This is a genomic window from Klebsiella sp. GFKo11 (assembly GCF_056490265.1).
The window spans coordinates 6,241,792-6,261,434 of sequence record NZ_CM151369.1; the positions used below are offsets into that span (position 1 = coordinate 6,241,792).

Sequence of the window (19,643 nt, forward strand, 5' to 3'; positions counted from 1 at the left end):
TTTATTAATTTATTAAAATAAGAAAACCAACTAAAAATGATCCTCCTCTTGGCTGCGAAAAAATATTATTAACAAATAAAGGCAGCACGATGCCGCTGCCCTGAGAGCAGATAAAAACCAGTACATAAATAAATTATCGTTCAGCAACGGACAAAATAATTACATCGCAATCTCCCGTTGCAGTAATTCAGCAACCGCCTGCGGGTTATTACCCTCCAGCAATTGCTGGCGAAAATCAGCATGCATTAGTTTTCTTGCCAGCCGCGAAAATATCTTCATGTGATCGCCTTTCTCCTGTTCGCTCACCGTCAGCATGATCACCAACGAGACGGAAACCTCCTCATTCCACGCTAGCGGCGAAGCGAGATGCATAACCGACACGCTGCTGCTGGTAACGGCGGGCGATTTGCAGTGGGGGAGCGCGATAGCAAAACCCAACGCGGTAGAAAAAATAGCCTCACGCTGCCAGATGGCCGCTTCTACTTCCGCCCCGCAGCAGGCGCGCTGCTCAATTTCAAGGTTATCGGTCAGGCGCTTAATCACTTCGGCCTTGGAGTCCACGGCCCGATCGAGCAAGATCAGACGGGGATCGAACACCGGGAAGGTGGTTGTCGACTGTTTTTTCACAAGGGCCGCCACCTCTTGCGCACTCTCGCCCGTCACGGCCAGCTGCAGCCTCTGCTGGCATTCAACGGCGGAAAGCGTAGCCAGCTGCGCTTTCGCGCTACCGATACGACTGGCGGACATACTGACATGGCGCAGCCCGGCTCCTAGCAGCAGCGGCAGCGCCTGCGGATCGCCACCCATTTCACCGCACAGGCTAATCTCCAGGCCCGCACGATGCGCCCGCGCCACCATCTCTTGCAGCAGTTGCAAAAATGCCGGATCGAAATAGTTGTAAAGATGCCGCACGCTGGCATTACCCCGGTCGCAGGCCAGAAAGTACTGCGCCAGGTCATTGCTGCCAATAGAGATAAAATCAATCCAGGCGGCCGCTTTATCCAGTAAGTAAAGCACTGAGGGGACTTCAGCCATAATGCCCAGCGACCAGGTTCCGGTCGCCACGCCCTGGGTCGTCAGCTCAGCCTGAGTCTGCTGGAACTGCGTATGTAACCACTTAACTTCCTCCAGCGTCGCCACCATCGGGGCCATAATATGCAACGGCCCGGCGGCGCTGACGCGCAATAGCGCCCGCATCTGGGAGGTGAAAAGCGCCATAAACGCGGGATAAAGACGAATGCCGCGCCAGCCGAGGAACGGGTTCTCTTCCTCGGGTAAATTCAGGTAGTCGCAGGGTTTATCGCCGCCAATATCCAGCGTACGGATCACCACTTTGCGGCCCTGAGCTTGCTCCAGGACATGGCGATAAGCCTGATACTGCTCTTCTTCGTCAGGCGGTGAGCTACGCTCGCAGAACAGCATTTCCGTGCGGAACAACCCAATCCCCTGCGCTCCGGCAGCAAACGCCGCATCGGCTTCCGCGGCCAGCGCAATATTCGCCATCAGCGCTACGCGCTCGCCATCCTGCGTGACTCCTGGCTGGTCGATAAACGGCTGCAGCCGGTTAGCAATACGCTGATGTTTTTCCGTTTCCAGCTGATACCAGCGCTGCGCCAGCGCGTCCGGGGAGAGAATGGCTACGCCATGGCGAGCATCAAGCAGCAGCGCTTCACCCCTGGGGATCTGCCCTGAATCCGCCGTTACCACGCTGAGCAGCGGGATACCAAACGAACGCGCCAGAATCACCGTATGCGACGTTTCGCCGCCATCGCCCATAACAATCCCCTTCAGCCTCGGGCCGCGCAGCGCCAGAAGCTGGCCGGGGGTCATCGGCGTCGGGCTTATCACAATCGTATCCTGCTGCAGAGGCGCAAGCGTGATGAGCGGTTGCGCTGTCAGATGAGCCGCCAGGCGCAGCCCGAGGTCCTGCAGATCCAGCACCCGCTGGCGTAAATAGGCGCTTCGGCTTTCACGCAGCGGAGCGCAGAGTTCATCCAACGCCTGAGCCAACGCCGCCACGGCATTTCTCTGCTGGCGCGGCGCAAGTAATGTGCTTTCCAATAGTGCGTCATCAAGCAGTTTACTGTGCGCCAGCAATACCGCCGCCGCGTCGCCTTGCGCATGATGATGCTCCTGGCGCAGCTGCTGGCGAACCTGAGCCAACGCATGTTGCATTGCTTTATGCTGAATTGCGGGTTCTTCAGACTCTTGCTGCTGCGCCAACGCCTGCAGATCAACCGCCCCCAGCAGCAGCGTCCTGCCCTGAGCCAGCCCCGGACTCACGCCGTTGCCGCGCACAAACGGCGATGTCGTCTGTGCAAGGAACACCGGTAAAGGCTGCTCAGAGCGATCGGCGACCGCCGCAACGGGCGTATCGCATCCGGCAAATTCATCATGAATAAACCGGCTCAGCGCCTGGTACGCCGCGTCTTCGTCATGACCGTTAATCAACAGTTCACACGGGTCCTGATAGACCACATCCGCGCCAATCATCGCCAGTACGCTGCGCGCGTCTGCCCGTCGTTGGTTACGCAAATTACACAGCTCAATTCGGGCATCAAATGCGCTGACGCGTTGCTCCAGTTCACTGGCCGGCCGGGCATGGAGCCCGTTTTCCAGCGGGCAGATAAAAGGAATTTTCAACACAACGTTATCCTCTGGAATTCGACGCAATGCGCCAGGTTACAGGTGCACAGGCAGACGCCAGCGTACGAGGGAGGGCGCCAGGCTGCTCGGCAAGCGTGACCTCACGTAGCTCATCAACCGTTTCAGGCATCGGGCTGCTAACCGGTTGAGAACCGGGGTTCCAGCCGCGCAAAATTAGCGCCTCTTCGTACTGTGCCTTTTTCAGGGTGCTGAAATGCAGCGGCGTATCCCAGCTCAGCAGGCTGTACGTCGACGGGAAGGTCAGGTCGACCGGATTGGTTTTGAATCGCGCCCAGCCGGAATCCAGCCAGCCGATGGCGGGCGTACGCCAGGCCTCCACTGCGCGCCAGAAGTCCGGGCTTTCGCCATCATGCAGAGGAATCAGTGAAAATCGCGCGGTAAATTCCCCCGGAATTTGCGAATCCGGCGAGGGGAGAGCCATGCCAGAAGCCCGGCCCGGCCGCCAGGGCATGCCGGCTTTACCCAGCCATCCCACGCTGCGCAGCAAGGTGATTGCCAGTACAGAAGGGCGCTGTTCGGGGATCTCATATTCGCGTAGTCCCTCCGTCACCACGCTCATGCCCTGCTGACCATCGTGCATCATGACCAGACTTTGCATTGGCCAGAGCGAGGTCGGCGCTTCGCTCCAGTTTTCCTGCTGCCAGACATCCAGCGTTGAAGGCCGATTATCGCGGCGAATCAGACCGAACGGCTGATCGGCGAAATGGACGCTTTGCGCGACATCGGTGGGAATTTCAACCTGCAGGCGATGATCGCGCAGGGTATTGTTGACGTTGACCTGCACATCGAGCGCGGGCCGCTGATGCTCCAGCGTAATCAACATGCTCACGTCGAGCCGCGCATTACGCTGACGACGCTGGCGATCCTCCAGCGTTAGCGGCGCGGCAATAGACCACGTCAGCTCCAGCGTATCGGCCAGCGCGCCCTGCTGCCAGTCGACGGACACCAGCGCCCCTTCAGCACTTATTCGCCAGTCAGTTTCCGGCGGTGAATAGTTATAGGTATCGCCCGCGTCGCCGCCATCAACTAGCTGAATTAAGTCCGCCCAGCGCTTGCCGCTGCGTTTATCCAGCAAAACAACGCGCCCCTGCTCAAGCGTCAGGCGCAGCCAGGAATTCTCCAGCGCGCTGTCTGCCGATGACGGAGCGGCAAAACCGCACGCCAGCCCTTCCTGCAGATAAAACGTCGTATAGCCGCAGGCAGGCAGAGCGGAAGCCTCCAGTAAGATCTCGCATTTACGATAAAAAACCGCTTCGCTACCGTTCGACAGCTCCTGGACAATTACCGACATATCCTGCGAGGTTTCGCGCATGATTTGCCAGCGGCAGGGCTGCCCGTCGCCATCCACGATGCGGAAATCAGCGCCGGGAAGGTACAACGTCAGCGCCACCAGGCCATCACGTGTATAGGGCAATGCGTTAAAAATCAGGATTTTCTTGCCCTGCTGCTGAGCGCTAATGCCCTTCGCCAACATCTGCATATTCAGCTCATAGAGCTGGTTTGCTTTCTCCTGGCCGGACAGCAGACGGGCTTTTACCATCGCATTAACCCGGTCAGAGTTGCAGCCGCCGATGCTATCGTGAGCATGGGATTTCATCATCTCGCGCCAGATGGTTTCCACCGCCTGCTGCGGATACGGTAGCCCCAAACGCCAGGCGACGCTGAGCAGCGGCTCAAGTTGGCGACTGAGGAAGTCCTCCAGCCGGGCATTCGCCTGCTTGATATCCATCCGCGTAGAGAAGATCCCCCGATGGATACGCATATATTTCGGGCTGAGCAGCTCGCCTTCGAAGGTGTCCAGCGGCGTATCAGACTGCGCAAGCGCGGCAAAATAGCGCTTAAAATCACTACGGATAAACCGATAATGCGTTTGCTGCGCGTTCAGCGCCTCCAGCATCGCGGGTACGCCATATTCAAAAGGCGACTGATCGTTGCCGTTGGGCAGCAATAGTTGCGAGCTCCGGCTAAAGAGGCCCTGCTTTTCCAGGATCGCGGACAACCGCGGCCAGGCCTGCTCCGGCTCAGTTGGCAGCCATTTCGCACAGCCATATCCCTGAGGTAATACCGCCGTTGTGACGCTGCTGCCGTCCTGGCTACGCCAGCAAAACTCGCTGTTTGCGCTATCGTATTCACTCCAGCCTCGCCAGATCACGGCATGCTCGATGGCGAACTGATTGAGAAACATCGGCAACTGCGCGCTCTGGCCGAAGGAGTCCGGGACATAGCCCACGGCCATACGCGGCCCCATTTTTTCGCAGTCCAGCGCTCCCAGCAGCAGGTTGCGGGTGATGGACTCCGCTCCGACCACCAGAAAATCCGTCTGGGTATACCACGGGCCAATGAGCAACCGCCCTGCCGCCACCAGCGCCTGCACCCGCTCGCGATTTTCCGGCGCCAACTGAAAGTAATCTTCGAGGACCACCGTTTGCCCATCAAGCATAAATGGACCTAATGTTTCATCCGCTTCCAGACGAGCCAGCAGATCGGCCATAAAATAATAGAGCAGAACCTGAGAATCATTCTCCGTAAAATACCATTCGCGATCCCAGTGCGTATGCTGAATTAAATGAACGGTTTTCATTATTTATATTCCTGTGTTCAGACATGCGTATCCCGTGCAAATATTTATCCACACTGAATAGAGAAAATGTAAATTCAGATGCGCACAGCGCGCATCTATCGGCTGGCTTTAAATTTCGGCGCCGGTGAGTTTTTTTTCACGCTGTCTTTCTCTGCATTCTCTGCAACGCCGCGAAAAATAAGCAACGATCCGACCGCGATAATCGCTGAGCCGCAGGCGATAGACAGGACGTAAACGGGCCAGCTCTCGACGGCCAGCCAGCCGTAGAATCCAGAGATCGGCGCGTGGTTTACCGAACCCAACCCTACCGCCATCGCCGCCCCAACGGCGGAGCCAATAACGTTAACGATAATGATGCGCGGGTTAGCCAGCGCAAAAGGTATTGCCCCCTCTGACACGCCAATCAGTCCCATGAGCGTCGAGGCTTTCCCCGCTTCACGCAGCGATTCAGGAAAACGCGATGACCAGATCAGCGTCGCCACCCCCAGACCAATCGGCGGCACAATTATCGCGACCTGCGCAGCGGTATTGGGATCGTATATACCGGAAGCCAGCAGCGCCATCGCCGTCGTGACCGCCGCCTTGTTGACCGGCCCGCCGAGGTCGAACCCCACCATCCCGCCAATCACCGCCGCCAGCAGAACCTTATTCGTCCCCGACATCGACAGCAGCCAGCTTTCCATGCCGTGATTCAATGCCGCCAGCGGCGCACCGATCACGAAGGCCATAATGATGCAGGTCAGCAGCGTCCCGCCCACCGGCAGAATAAAAATCGGCCCGGCCGACGCCAGCGCCTTGGGTAGTTTTACGTAGCGATTTAGCGCCCGCACGATATAGCCCGCGACAAATCCCGCCGCCAGCGCCCCCAGGAAGCCGGTTCCCAGATTGCTGGCCAGCAGTCCACCGACCATACCCGGTGCCAGCCCCGGCTTGTTTGCCAGCGCAAAGCTGATGTATCCCGCCACCACCGGCAGCATCAGGGACAGCGCCAGACCACCAAAACCATCGAACTTATGCAAGGCCTGCACCACAATGCTGGCGGCCTGCTCATGGCTGGCGTCCCAGATATTATCGATACCCCAGGCAGAAGCGCCAATGCGGGCGATCCCCATTAACACCGCTCCGGCAATGACAAACGGCAGCATCCAGGAAACGCCGGTCATAATCGCATTTTTCACTTCCGCACCTGCCGAAGCCTTTCCTCCCCCCTGAAATTTAGCCATTCGCTACCTCCTGCTCCACCGCTTCAAACACGGCATCGCCAAATTTAATCGGATCGGAAACCGCGCACTCCAGCTTAATCATGCCGTCAAAACGCTCTTTACCATCGATAGCAACATCGGCGGCAATAATCACGGCGTCCGCCCGCTCCAAGTCGTCATCGGTAATGACATTCTCCGCACCGAGACTCCCCTGAGTCTCTACCTTCACTTCATGACCGCGGTTTTTACCCGTCATTTCAAGCGCTTCCGCAGCCATATAGGTATGGGCTACGCCCGTTGGGCAAGCGGCTACACAAACAATGTACATAACGCATCCTTCTGGTCGATTCAGGCAATAAAAAAAGCACAATGGCGAAAACGCGCATTGTGCTTTGAGGAAGATAAATCAGGTTATTCGCGACGCTGTCGCTATCGGCACCGCTGGCGTGGCGGCACACCACAAGCTGATGCAGGCTGGAAATACGGAAGCTGAACGCCAGCTCATCACGCTTACGCGAGCACAGTAAACCCTGCGGCAGCAAGCGGCGGGAATGGCCCTCTTTCTGGCCCGACTGGCTAAAGCCGGAACACAGCGCCTGACCCGCGCAATCCCAAAGCTGGGACCAATTTTGGGTTATTTGGCTTTCGGCACAAAGCACGGGAGCAATATCACTTTCAGCCAGGTCGTTGACGGAATTAAACCAGCATGAATCAGCAAGCATAACTTTAATTTTGCTATCGATTGATAGCAAAATTAAAGTTATGCTTTTTAATACTCGCGATATAACTGAGGTTAACATAAGGCCTCCATAAAATAGTACGGCAAGTGTAAGGTAAAAAAAGGGCAATAACTGTGATTTATTGCACAGAGCATTAAATATTTGTTCTATTTTTCATTAAATACAGAATAAAAATTTCAGATATTACATTAGAAAAACTAACCAATCATACCGCTATACGACTGCGCTGCCGCCACTGCCCCGGCGTCATGCCAATCTCACGGTTAAACACCACCGAAAAGTAGTTACTGTCCTCAAACCCGCACTGCATCGCCACTTCGCCAATCAGGCGTTCCGTATGCTGTAACAGATACTGAGCGTGGCAAATCCGCAGCTGGCGCAGATAGTGGTTGATGGTCATTCCCGTCTGCTGGCGAAACTGCTGGCGTAGCGCGCGTTCGCTGCATCCTTCCCGCTCACAAAATTTATCCAGAAAGAAAGGCCGGTTCAGGCTACCCGCCAGTTCGGTAAGCAGCTTATCGAGCAGCGCCTCGCTCTGGGTTGCCGCCAGATTATCGGTGGCATAGCGATAGCGCTGGAGGATAAGCACCAGTTGAGCAAACAGCAGCTCGGCCATGTCATTGGCCTGCGCATCGCTACGGCTACTCTCGTGTTCCAGCTGGGTTATCACCTGACGGACCTGAGCCATACCGCTGCTGCCAATCCGCCAGTGCGGGACCCACGGCGTACCGAACAGGCCGGGAATATGCGCCGCCCAGTCAAAATTAAGCCGTAACCGGTCCGGGCAATAAATCACGTTTTGCAGGACGAGATCGTTCACCGAGGCGTAGGAGTGTTTATCTTCGGCGCGGATATAGAACAAATCGCCGCGGGTTATGCGCCACGGGCGATCGTTGAGGACGTGCAGACCGTTTCCCCGCCACACCAGCACCAGTTCACAAAATTCATGAGTGTGTTCGGCAAAGACATTTTGCGGATAGCGATCCGCCACCGCCACCGCCTGGGCGGGGGAAGCAAAAAATTCATTTTTGCGAAGAATCAGCTGACCTGCCACTCATCAACTCCAGACACGAACAAACGCATCATTATTCGCGTTTATACCTGTTAATACGTTGACTGCTCTCGCGTTACTGAAGAATCGCGTCGCGCCCCTGGCGAATATCGCGCGGAGACCAGTCAAACTCCCTGCGAAAAAGCGTCGAAAAGTGGTTACTATCGCCAAAACCACAGCGATACGCGATATCGGTCACGCTGTCATCACTATGGCGCAGCAGATGGCGTGCCTTTATCAGCCGCACCCGGTTCAGATAGCGCTGCGGCGTCAGGCCAGTTTGCTGTTTTAACTGGCGATGCAGAGTGCGCAGCGATAGCGAAAACTGCGCCGCCACCTCTTCCCAGCAGACATCTTCGGCAAAATGATCTTCCAGCCAGGCCATCAGGTGATTCAATCGCGCATCGTTATCGGCGCTTCCTTCAGCAAGGCTGCTTTTACGCAGTAGCACCAGCAACTGCATAAAGAAAATCTCGCGGCTGGCGATGGAATGCATGTCCGAATCCGCACCAACATTTTCCATCTGGCCGACAATCTGGCGAACCTGCTGCAACGCGCTTTGGTTAACCCGCCAGTGTGAGAGGTAATTCCCCTCCTGCTCCTGCGGCAGCAGTTCATTCAGGCCGGACAAAAAGCGAAACGCGTCCGGCGCGCGATAAAGCACATTGGTCAGACATAAATTATCCGTGTGCTCGTAGAGATGGCGATCGTGATCGCGAATAAAACAGACCGACCCGCCGCTGATGGTATAGGGCTGACCGTTGAAAACATGAATTCCCGTACCGTGTTCGACGATAACAATTTCATGAAAATCATGATGATGCTCAGGAAAGGCCGATTGTGGGAGCCGCGGTTCAATGGCAAAAGCAGAAACGCCGGACTTAAAGAAATCCACACTGTGCAACATGGTCATAGCCGCTCCTCGAAATGAGAAAAATTATCAATCAGTGGTGCAAATAGTAATTAAGGGTCGGCAATCCGGCCTTCAATTTTTGACTACAAAGTTCGTAAAGCCTGCCGCTTTTTCAAGAAATGGCGGGAAAGATCGGGAACTGCGGACAACATCACATCCCTCAGTGAGCCACTGATCAAACGAAACTGTGACCTTCCTCACGGTCACCTTTGCTTTCTTGCCAGCGGCGAATTTTCCCTGTCAGTAACAAGAAGGTGAGTCAGGCGCGACTTTTTTAGACTGCTTGCAATGATTTTCACAAGGATCTTCCCATGAGTTTTCGTCATTGTGTCGCGGTTGATTTAGGCGCCTCCAGCGGGCGGGTGATGCTCGCCAGTTATGAACCCGGGCAGCAAACGCTGGCGCTGCGCGAAATTCACCGCTTTACCAATAGCTTAAAAAAGGTGGATGGCTTCGACTGCTGGGATATCGATAGCCTGGAAGCTGAAATTCGCTGCGGGCTGGTGAAAGTATGCGAACAGGGCATCCTGATCGATAGCATCGGTATTGATACCTGGGGCGTGGATTATGTCCTGCTGGATAAACAGGGTCAGCGCGTTGGTCCGCCGGTCTCTTATCGCGACGCTCGCACCCAGGGCTTGATGCGCCATGCTGAAGAGCAAATGGGTCGGGCGGAAATCTATCGCCGCAGCGGCATTCAGTTTCTGCCGTTTAACACCCTTTATCAGCTGCGCGCGCTGGTTGAACAGCAGCCGGAACTGGTCAGCCAGGCCGCGCACGCGCTGCTGATCCCGGACTACCTTAGCTTTCGCCTGACCGGCCAAATGAACTGGGAATACACCAACGCCACCACCACACAGCTGGTCAATATTAATAGCGATAACTGGGATGAAGAGCTGCTGAACTGGACCGGCGCGCCGCGCGAGTGGTTCGGTACGCCAACGCATCCGGGCAACGTTATCGGCCACTGGATTTGCCCGCAGGGAAATCATATTCCGGTCGTTGCCGTCGCCAGCCACGATACCGCCAGCGCGGTTATCGCCTCGCCGCTGGCCAGCAAAAATGCCGCCTACCTCTCTTCCGGCACCTGGTCGCTAATGGGCTTTGAAAGCAAAACCCCCTGCACCAGCGACGAAGCGTTGAAGGCCAATATCACCAACGAAGGCGGGGCTGAAGGCCGCTATCGGGTACTGAAAAATATCATGGGCCTGTGGCTGCTCCAGCGGGTGCTGAAAGAGCAAAACGTCGGAGATCTGTCGGCGCTGATCGCCCGCACGGCAGCGCTTCCAGCCTGCCGTTTCGTTATTGATTGCAACGACGACCGCTTTATCAACCCGGACAACATGAGCGCTGAAATTCAGGCCGCCTGCCGCGAATCCGGGCAGCCGGTTCCTGCCAGCGACGCCGAACTGGCGCGCTGCATTTTCGACAGCTTAGCGCTGCTCTACGCCCGGGTGCTCAACGAACTGTCGGCGCTTCGCGACCAGCCGTTCAGTCAGTTGCATGTCGTCGGCGGCGGCTGCCAGAACGAACTGCTTAACCAGCTGTGCGCCGACGCCTGCGGCATCACCGTGGTCGCGGGCCCCATTGAGGCCTCTACGCTGGGCAATATCGGCATCCAGTTAATGACCCTCGACGAAATGCATAACGTCGATGAATTCCGTCAAGTGGTGCGGCAAAACTACGCCCTCACCACCTTTACCCCTAATCCTGAAAGTGAAATTGCCCGCTTCGTCGCGCAGTTTCAGCCACAACAGACCAAGGAGCTTTGCGCATGACCACTCAACTTGAACAAGCCTGGGAAATTGCCAAACAGCGCTACGCCAGCATCGGCGTGGACGTCGAGGAGGCCTTGCGCCAGCTGGACCGCCTGCCTGTTTCCATGCACTGCTGGCAGGGCGATGACGTCGTCGGTTTTGAAAACCCGGAAGGGAACCTGACCGGCGGTATTCAGGCCACCGGTAACTATCCGGGCAAAGCGCGTAACGCCACCGAGCTGCGCGCTGACCTTGAGCAGGCGCTGAGCCTGATCCCTGGGCCAAAACGCCTGAACCTGCACGCGCTCTATCTGGAATCCGAAACGCCGGTACCGCGTAATGAAATCAAGCCGGAACACTTTAAAAACTGGGTTGAGTGGGCGAAAGCCAACAAGCTGGGGCTGGATTTTAACCCCTCCTGCTTCTCGCATCCGCTAAGCGCCGACGGCTTTACGCTATCGCACGCTAACGATGAGATCCGCCAGTTCTGGATCGACCACTGCAAGGCCAGCCGCCGCGTTTCCGCCTGGTTCGGCGAGCAGCTGGGCACGCCGTCGGTGATGAATATCTGGATCCCTGACGGCATGAAAGATATCACCGTTGACCGTTTCGCTCCGCGACAGCGTCTGCTGAATGCGCTTGATGAAGTGATCAGCGAAAAATTCAACCCGGCGCATCACATCGACGCCGTGGAGAGCAAGCTGTTCGGGATCGGCGCAGAGAGCTACACCGTCGGCTCCAATGAGTTCTATATGGGTTACGCCACCAGCCGCCAGACCGCCCTGTGCCTGGATGCCGGCCACTTCCACCCGACGGAAGTGATCTCCGACAAAATCTCCGCCGCGATGCTCTATATCCCACGCTTGCTGCTGCACGTAAGCCGCCCGGTACGCTGGGACAGCGACCACGTGGTGCTGCTGGATGACGAAACTCAGGCCATTGCCAGCGAAATTATCCGTCACGATCTGTTCGACCGCGTGCATATCGGCCTCGATTTCTTCGATGCCTCGATCAACCGCATCGCGGCATGGGTCATTGGTACCCGCAATATGAAGAAAGCGCTGCTGCGCGCCCTGCTGGAGCCGACCGAACAATTGCGTCAGCTGGAAATTGACGGCGATTACACCGCCCGCCTGGCGCTGTTGGAAGAACAGAAGTGTCTGCCGTGGCAGGCCATCTGGGAGATGTATTGCCAGCGTAACGATACTCCGGCGGGGAGCCAGTGGCTGGATAGCGTGCGGGCTTATGAGAATGCAGTTCTGAGCCAGCGCGGGTAAACCCTCACCCCGGCCCTCTCCCTGGAAGGGAGAGGGCGAAAATCTGGCCCTCTGCGCGATGTTGCCAGAGCGTACCGGACAGTTCCCTCGCCCCTTTGGGGAGGGGGAGAAAACCAGGCCTTCTGCGCGATGCTGCCAGAGCGCACCGAACAGTTCCCTCGCCCCTTTGGGGAGAGGGTTAGGGTGAGGGGACAACCCCGCACCGAATTAACAGGAAACACAAGACTATGCAGACCATTATCGACTCCTGGTTCGTCCAGGGCATGATTAAAGCCACTTCCGACGCCTGGCTGAAAGGCTGGGACGAGCGCAACGGCGGCAACCTGACGCTGCGCCTCGATGAGGCTGATATCGAACCTTATGCAGCGGATTTCCACGCGAAACCGCGCTATATCGCCCTGAGCCAGCCGATGCCGACGCTGGCCAACCAGCCGTTTATCGTGACCGGTTCCGGCAAATTCTTCCGCAATGTCCAGCTCGACCCGGCCGCTAACCTCGGCGTAGTAAAAGTCGACAGCGACGGCGCGGGATACCATATTCTGTGGGGCCTGACTCACGACGCGGTACCGACTTCCGAACTGCCAGCGCACTTCCTGTCGCACAGCGAGCGCATCAAGCTGACCAACGGCAAAGACCGTGTGATCATGCACTGCCACGCCACCAACCTGATCGCCCTGACCTACGTGCTGGAGAACAATAGCGAGTTGTTCACCCGCAAACTGTGGGAAGGCAGCACCGAATGCCTGGTGGTATTCCCGGACGGCGTCGGCATTTTGCCGTGGATGGTGCCGGGTACCGACGAAATCGGCCAGGCTACCGCTGAGGCCATGCAGAAACACTCGCTGGTGCTGTGGCCGTTCCACGGCGTCTTCGGCAGCGGCCCAAATCTGGACGAAACTTTCGGCCTGATCGATACCGCCGAGAAATCCGCTGAGGTACTGGTGAAAGTCTATTCAATGGGTGGCATGAAACAAACCATCACCCGTGAAGAGCTGGTCGCCCTTGGCAAACGCTTCAATGTTCAACCCATGCAGTCCGCGTTAGACCTTTATCAATAACAACATCGCGCCCCGCTCACTGAGACGGGGCGAAAAATCACCTGCAAACCCTACAAAACTGACTCATGTGGAGTAAAAGCAATGAAAATAAAGACAAGCTTGATCCTCACCGTTGCCGCCATGGCGTTGTCCGGTTCCGCTTTAGCTGAAGTTAAAATTGCCCTCGTGGCAAAATCATTGGGAAATGGATTCTTCGAAGCAGCGAACGTTGGCGCGCAGGAGGCGGCCAAAGAGTTAGGCGATGTAAAAGTTATCTATACCGGCCCGACCACCACCACAGCCGAAGCGCAGATCGAAGTGCTGAATGGATTGATCGCCCAGGGGGTGGATGCGATCGCGATTTCCGCTAACGATCCCGACGCCGTGGTGCCGGTGCTGAAAAAAGCAATGCAGCGCGGCATTAAGGTGGTCTCCTGGGACTCCGGCGTCGCGCCTGCGGGCCGCCAGATCCATCTGAATCCATCCAACAACGCGCTGATTGGCGAAACCAACGTCAAGCTCGCCGCCGATGCGCTGAAAGCGCTCAATGTGGAAAAAGGCGATGTGGCGATTTTAAGCGCCACGCCAACTTCCACTAACCAGAACATCTGGATTGAGGAGATGAAAAAGGTGCTGCCGCAGTACCCGTCCGTCAATCTGGTCACCGTCGCCTACGGTGACGATCTGTCCGATAAAAGCTACCGCGAAGCGGTGGGCCTGCTGAAATCATACCCTGACCTGAAAGTGATTGTTTCCCCGTCATCGGTGGGCATTGTTGCCGCCGCGCAGGCGGTGAAGGATCAGGGCAAAATCGGCAAGGTGTACGTGACCGGGCTGGGGCTGCCGTCGGAAATGGCCGGAGCGATTAAGTCCGGCGCCAGCAAAAGCTTTGCCATCTGGAACCCGATTGACCTCGGTTACGCCGCCACTTACCTGGCCGACGATTTAGTCAAAGGCACGGCGACCAAAACCGAAGCCAATATGGGCAAGCTGGGCAAAGTGAAGCTGGATGCCGACGGTAACGGCGCGATGGCCGAGCCGTTCGTCTACGATGCCAGCAACATCGATAAGTTCTCGAAGATTTTCTAATCCCTGTTCCCTCACCCCGGCCCTCTCCCAAAGGGAGAGGGGGAAAGTCCGGCCCTCTGCGCAATGCTGTCAGGGAGCGCCGAACAGTCCCCTCTCCCCTTTGGGGAGAGGGTTAGGGTGAGGGGCGATTTTACGGAGAACTATCATGTCAGCATCCACCCCACTGCTGTCGCTGAAGGGCATCACCAAGATTTTTCCCGGTGTGCGTGCCCTTGAGAACGTGCAGCTCGATCTCTGGCCCGGCAAAGTGACTGCCTTAATCGGCGAAAACGGCGCAGGAAAATCCACGCTGGTCAAAGTGATGACCGGTATTTATCAGCCCGAAGAGGGCGAGATTCTCTATAAAGCGATCCCTATCCAGCTGCCGAACCCGGAGTCGGCGCACAAGGTGGGGATCACCGCCATCCATCAGGAAACCGTGCTATTTGATGAGCTGTCGGTCACTGAAAATATTTTCGTCGGTCAGTATCTGCATACCGGCCTGCTGAAAAAACTCGATTGGCCCACGATGCACCGCAAAGCCAGCGAGATCCTCAACCGCCTTGAGGTGCAGATTGACCCGCGCGCGACGCTGAAAACCCTCAGCATCGCCCAGCGCCATATGGTGGCCATTGCCCGGGCGCTCTCCTTTGAGGCTCAGGTGGTGATCCTCGATGAACCGACAGCGGCACTCTCCCAGCATGAAATTCTGGAGTTTTATCAAATCGTTGAGCGCCTGAAACAGGACGGAAAAGCGATTCTGTTTATCTCGCATAAGTTCGATGAGATTTTCGAGCTGGCGGACTACTACACCATTCTGCGCGATGGCGTGTACGTCAGCTCCGGGGCGATTAACGACATCACCGAAGAACGGATGGTGGCGATGATGGTCGGTCGCGCCATTACGCAAACCTACCCGAAAGTCGACTGTACCCCAGGGGAAACGGTGCTGGAGGTGAAAGACCTCTGCCACCTTACCGAATTCGCCCATATCAACTTCAGCCTGCGCAAAGGGGAAATTCTCGGCTTTTACGGCCTGGTCGGTGCCGGACGTACCGAGCTGATGCAGGCACTTTCCGGTGTATCGCACCCCTCTTCCGGCGAGATCGTGCTGAAGGGCAAAACGATGCGTTTTCGCCAGCCTGCCGACGCCATCAACGCCGGTATCGTCTGCGTCCCGGAAGAGCGGCAGAAACAGGGGGCGATCATCGCCTTGCCAATCGCCCAGAACATCAGCCTGCCGCAGCTCAGCAAACTCAACACTAACGGCGTGCTGAACGACGCCCGCGAATGGCGGCTGGCGGATGAGTACGCCTCGCGCCTGCAGGTCAAAGCCTTTAGCTGGCGACAGCCGGTAGAGACCCTCTCCGGCGGCAATCAGCAAAAAGTGGTGATCGGCAAATGGCTGGCGACCCATCCGGAGGTGATTATCCTCGACGAGCCGACCAAAGGCATCGATATCGGCTCCAAAGCGGCGGTGCACCAGTTTATGTCTGAGCTGGTCAGCCAGGGGCTGGCAGTGATCATGGTCTCTTCGGAGCTGCCGGAAGTGATGGGTATGGCTGACCGGATTATCGTGATGCACGAAGGGCTGATGGTCGCCGAGTATCAGGCCGGTGAGGCCACGGCGGAAACCATAGTCAGCGCCGCCAGCGGCGTCAGTCAGGAGGCCGCGTAATGGGCAAACAACTGCTTAAACACCGCGAAGCGCTGCTGGCGGCGGTCATCATTTTGATGATCGGCGCGATAGGCAGTCGGGTGCCGTCGTTTATCGCCCCAGGCAATCTGGTGGAGATGTTTAACGACACCGCCATTCTGATCATTCTCGCCCTCGGTCAGATGATGGTGCTGCTCACCAAGGGCATCGATCTGTCGATGGCCGCCAACCTGGCGCTCACCGGGATGATCGTCGCCCTGCTCAACGCCCACTATCCGGAGATTCCCGTGGTGGCGCTGTTGGCGCTGGCAACCCTGCTTGGGTTGCTGATGGGGGTGATTAACGGCCTGCTGGTCTGGCGGCTCGGCATCCCGGCCATCGTGGTGACGCTCGGCACCATGAGCATTTACCGGGGGATTATTTTCCTGCTCTCCGACGGCGGTTGGGTTAACTCGCACCAGATGAGCGCTGACTTTCTCGGCCTGCCGCGCGCCTCGCTGTTGGGCCTGCCGCTGCTGAGCTGGTGCGCCATCGCCGCACTCTTGCTTGTCGGCTATTTCTTACGCTTCAGCCGCACCGGACGAGCGCTGTACACCGCAGGCGGCAACGCCACGGCGGCGTACTACACCGGGATTAATGCCGGGAAAATGCAGTTCATCAGCTTCTGTCTTTCCGGCGCGCTGGCCGGGTTCTGCGGCTACCTGTGGATCTCACGCTTTGCCGTCGCCTACGTCGATGTCGCCAACGGTTTCGAATTGCAGGTGGTCGCCGCCTGCGTGATCGGCGGTATCAGCACCATGGGCGGAACCGGTCGGGTGCTCGGCTGCCTGTGCGGTGCCTTGTTCCTCGGGGTTATCAATAACGCGCTGCCGGTGATCGGCATTTCGCCGTTCTGGCAAATGGCGATTTCCGGCGCGGTTATCGTGATTGCGGTGCTGCTTAACGAGCGCGGCAATAAAGGTCACGGGCGGTTAATCCTACGCAACGCGGCGCTAGCCCGACAGAAACAGGCGGTGAAATCATGAGTAAAATGATGATGTCTGAAGAGATGAAAAGTCCGCCGGTCGCGCCGTCACCGCTGCGCCGCCTGCTGTGCTGGGAGGGATTTCTGCTGGCGGTCACTCTGGCGGTATTCGTGGTTAACGACCTGGCGTCGCCCTATTTCCTTAATATCTGGAACCTGTCGGACGCCACGTTTAACTTCACCGAAAAAGCGATCATCGTGCTGCCAATGGCAATGCTGATTATCGCCCGCGAAATTGACCTTTCGGTGGCGTCAACGATGGCGCTGAGTTCAACGGTGATGGGCTTCTGCGCGGCGGCGGGCATGGACACGCCGCTGCTGGTGGTGGTCGGATTGGGCGTCGGGCTGCTGTGCGGTCTGTTCAACGGCATTCTGGTGACGCGCTTTAACCTGTCATCGATTGTGATCACCATCGGCACCATGAGCTTGTATCGCGGGATGACCTACATCCTGCTGGGCGACAAAGCGCTCAATCACTACCCGGACAGCTTCGCCTGGTTCGGTCAGGGTTACGTGTGGGGGGCGCTCTCTTTCGAGTTCGCGCTGTTTATCCTCCTCGCCGCCGCCTTTACCTTCCTGCTGCATAAAACCAACTTTGGCCGCCGAACCTACGCCATCGGTAATAATCCGACTGGGGCCTGGTTCTCCGGGATCAACGTTAAACGCCACAACCTGGTGCTGTTCGCGCTGGTCGGGCTAATGGCCGGGCTGGCGGCGGTCCTGCTGACCTCAAGGCTCGGCAGCACCCGCCCGACGCTGGCGATGGGCTGGGAGCTGGCGGTGGTCACCATGGCGGTGCTCGGCGGCGTCAATATTCTCGGCGGCTCCGGCAGCATGGTGGGGGTGATTATCGCCGCCTTCCTGATGGGGCTGGTGACCTTCGGGCTGAGCCTGCTCAACGTGCCGGGCATCGTGATGTCGATCATCATCGGCGCGATGCTGATTGTGGTTATCTCGCTGCCGATTATTACGCGACGGATGATGCAGCGAAGACGAATTTAATTTCCCCCTCACCCTAACCCTCTCCCCACAGGGGAGAGGGGACGGTGCAGTGCGCTTTGGCAGCCTGAACGCAACCCAGGGAATACCCCGGAGGCTACGGACCCGCCTTTCCCCCTCTCCCTTTGGGAGAGGGCCGGGGTGAGGGGAAACGGATTTCACAAAATAGATATCAAGGAGAATTATCATGAGTTTTATGTTGGCACTTCCTAAAATCAGCCTTCACGGCGCGGGCGCAATCGGCGATATGATCAAGCTGGTGGCGGGCAAACAGTGGGGTAAAGCGCTGATCGTCACCGACGGTCATCTGGTCAAAATGGGCCTGCTCGATAGCCTGTTTGCCGCGCTGGACGCTCAGCAGATGTCATATCATCTGTTTGACGAAGTATTCCCCAACCCGACCGAAGCACTGGTGCAAAAAGGCTACGCGGCGTATCAGGAAGCAAACTGCGACTTTATTATCGCCTTTGGCGGCGGCAGCCCAATTGATACCGCCAAAGCGGTGAAAATCCTCACTGCCAATCCGGGACCGTCCACCGCCTACTCCGGCGTCGGCAAGGTGAAAAACGCCGGCGTGCCGCTGGTGGCGATCAACACCACCGCCGGAACGGCAGCGGAGATGACCAGCAACGCGGTGATCATCGACTCCGAACGTCAGGTTAAAGAAGTGATTATCGACCCGAACATCATCCCGGATATCGCCGTTGATGACGCCAGCGTGATGCTGGACATTCCGGCCTCCATCACCGCCGCCACCGGCATGGATGCGCTGACTCACGCCATTGAAGCCTTCGTTTCCGTGGGCGCGCACCCGCTGACCGACGCCAACGCCCTGGAAGCGATTCGCCTGATCAACCTGTGGTTGCCGAAAGCCGTGGACGACGGACATAACCTCGAAGCCCGTGAGCAGATGGCCTTTGGTCAATATCTCGCGGGCATGGCGTTTAACAGCGCCGGTCTCGGCCTGGTTCACGCGCTGGCTCACCAGCCGGGGGCGACCCATAACCTGCCGCACGGCGTGTGCAACGCCATCCTGCTGCCGATCATCGAAAACTTTAACCGCCCGAACGCCGTCGCGCGCTTTGCTCGCGTGGCGCAGGCAATGGGCGTCGAGACCCGCGGCATGAGCGATGAAGCTGCCAGCATGGAAGCGATCAATGCCATCCGCGCCCTGAGCAAGCGCGTCGGTATTCCGCAGGGCTTCAGCCAGCTTGGCGTCAGCAAAGAGGACATTGAAGGCTGGCTGGACAAGGCGCTGGCCGACCCGTGCGCACCATGCAACCCGCGCACCGCCAGCCGTGACGAAGTTCGCGCGCTGTATCTGGAGGCATTATGATCCGCAAAGCTTTCGTTATGCAGGTAAACCCTGACGCCCATGAAGAGTATCAGCGCCGCCACACGCCGATCTGGCCGGAGCTGGAAGCGGTGCTGAAGGCCCACGGCGCGCACCACTACGCAATTTACCTCGATAAAGAGCGCAACCTGCTGTTCGCCACGGTAGAGATTGAATCGGAAGAACGTTGGAACGCCGTCGCCAGTACCGAAGTGTGCCAGCGCTGGTGGAAATATATGTGCGATGTGATGCCAGCGAACCCGGACAACAGCCCGGTGAGCGCAGAGCTGAAAGAAGTGTTTTATCTGGATTAAAGCCATGACTGCCCTGCTGCGTT

Annotated in this window: 16 protein-coding genes; 10 read left to right on the forward strand and 6 right to left on the reverse strand. The window is 57.4% G+C overall.

Annotated elements, in window-relative coordinates:
• Positions 1-159: 159 nt before the first annotated feature.
• The 4 genes from ptsP to AC07P6_RS29900 all read right to left on the reverse strand — a co-directional run bounded on the left by ptsP (position 160) and on the right by AC07P6_RS29900 (position 6,778).
• Positions 160-2,646, reverse strand: a complete 2,487-nt coding sequence (ptsP, locus tag AC07P6_RS29885; RefSeq protein ID WP_478315315.1) for a phosphoenolpyruvate--protein phosphotransferase — start codon at positions 2,644-2,646, stop codon at positions 160-162.
• Between the two features lie 4 nt (positions 2,647-2,650).
• On the reverse strand, positions 2,651-5,248 hold the full coding sequence (locus AC07P6_RS29890) for a glycoside hydrolase family 38 N-terminal domain-containing protein (RefSeq protein WP_478315316.1): 2,598 nt from the start codon (positions 5,246-5,248) through the stop codon (positions 2,651-2,653).
• A 95-nt stretch (positions 5,249-5,343) separates the two neighbouring features.
• Entirely contained in the window at positions 5,344-6,471 is a 1,128-nt protein-coding gene (locus AC07P6_RS29895; RefSeq protein WP_110276133.1) for a PTS fructose transporter subunit IIC, read from the reverse strand.
• Complete coding sequence (locus AC07P6_RS29900) at positions 6,464-6,778, reverse strand: PTS fructose transporter subunit IIB (RefSeq protein WP_110276132.1); 315 nt, start codon at positions 6,776-6,778, stop codon at positions 6,464-6,466. Before AC07P6_RS29900 ends, AC07P6_RS29895 begins: the two co-directional genes overlap by 8 nt.
• Positions 6,779-6,842: 64 nt before the next feature.
• On the opposite strand from AC07P6_RS29900, the gene AC07P6_RS29905 reads away from it, so the two are divergent.
• Positions 6,843-6,977: a hypothetical protein gene (locus tag AC07P6_RS29905; protein WP_478315317.1), complete on the forward strand. Its 135-nt coding sequence runs from the start codon at positions 6,843-6,845 to the stop codon at positions 6,975-6,977.
• A gap of 418 nt (positions 6,978-7,395) precedes the next feature.
• Here AC07P6_RS29905 and rhaR read toward each other — a convergent pair whose 3' ends face one another.
• Both rhaR and rhaS (AC07P6_RS29915) read right to left on the reverse strand, forming a co-directional pair.
• Positions 7,396-8,244: an HTH-type transcriptional activator RhaR gene (rhaR, locus tag AC07P6_RS29910; RefSeq protein ID WP_110276130.1), complete on the reverse strand. Its 849-nt coding sequence runs from the start codon at positions 8,242-8,244 to the stop codon at positions 7,396-7,398.
• A 73-nt stretch (positions 8,245-8,317) separates the two neighbouring features.
• On the reverse strand, positions 8,318-9,154 hold the full coding sequence (gene rhaS / locus AC07P6_RS29915) for an HTH-type transcriptional activator RhaS (protein ID WP_478315318.1): 837 nt from the start codon (positions 9,152-9,154) through the stop codon (positions 8,318-8,320).
• A gap of 311 nt (positions 9,155-9,465) precedes the next feature.
• Here rhaS (AC07P6_RS29915) and rhaB point away from each other — a divergent pair, with 311 nt between their 5' ends.
• From rhaB to rhaM, 9 genes are all read left to right on the forward strand, one after another.
• On the forward strand, positions 9,466-10,932 hold the full coding sequence (gene rhaB, locus AC07P6_RS29920) for a rhamnulokinase (RefSeq protein ID WP_478315319.1): 1,467 nt from the start codon (positions 9,466-9,468) through the stop codon (positions 10,930-10,932).
• Entirely contained in the window at positions 10,929-12,188 is a 1,260-nt protein-coding gene (rhaA, locus tag AC07P6_RS29925) for an L-rhamnose isomerase (protein WP_478315320.1), read from the forward strand. The genes rhaB and rhaA overlap by 4 nt, the downstream gene beginning before the upstream one ends.
• Positions 12,189-12,415: 227 nt before the next feature.
• Positions 12,416-13,246, forward strand: coding sequence for a rhamnulose-1-phosphate aldolase (gene rhaD, locus AC07P6_RS29930; protein ID WP_181484227.1), 831 nt, complete (start codon positions 12,416-12,418; stop codon positions 13,244-13,246).
• A gap of 81 nt (positions 13,247-13,327) precedes the next feature.
• Positions 13,328-14,314: a rhamnose ABC transporter substrate-binding protein gene (gene rhaS / locus AC07P6_RS29935; protein WP_110276125.1), complete on the forward strand. Its 987-nt coding sequence runs from the start codon at positions 13,328-13,330 to the stop codon at positions 14,312-14,314.
• 145 nt (positions 14,315-14,459) lie between these two features.
• Positions 14,460-15,971 (forward strand): sugar ABC transporter ATP-binding protein, encoded by a 1,512-nt coding sequence (locus AC07P6_RS29940; RefSeq protein WP_478315322.1) that lies wholly within the window; start codon positions 14,460-14,462, stop codon positions 15,969-15,971.
• Positions 15,971-16,975: an ABC transporter permease gene (locus AC07P6_RS29945; protein ID WP_478315323.1), complete on the forward strand. Its 1,005-nt coding sequence runs from the start codon at positions 15,971-15,973 to the stop codon at positions 16,973-16,975. Before AC07P6_RS29940 ends, AC07P6_RS29945 begins: the two co-directional genes overlap by 1 nt.
• Positions 16,972-17,976: an ABC transporter permease gene (locus AC07P6_RS29950; protein WP_478315324.1), complete on the forward strand. Its 1,005-nt coding sequence runs from the start codon at positions 16,972-16,974 to the stop codon at positions 17,974-17,976. The genes AC07P6_RS29945 and AC07P6_RS29950 overlap by 4 nt, the downstream gene beginning before the upstream one ends.
• Before the next feature lie 184 nt (positions 17,977-18,160).
• Entirely contained in the window at positions 18,161-19,309 is a 1,149-nt protein-coding gene (gene fucO, locus AC07P6_RS29955; RefSeq protein ID WP_478315325.1) for a lactaldehyde reductase, read from the forward strand.
• On the forward strand, positions 19,306-19,620 hold the full coding sequence (gene rhaM / locus AC07P6_RS29960; RefSeq protein ID WP_304254682.1) for an L-rhamnose mutarotase: 315 nt from the start codon (positions 19,306-19,308) through the stop codon (positions 19,618-19,620). The genes fucO and rhaM overlap by 4 nt, the downstream gene beginning before the upstream one ends.
• Positions 19,621-19,643: the final 23 nt, after the last annotated feature.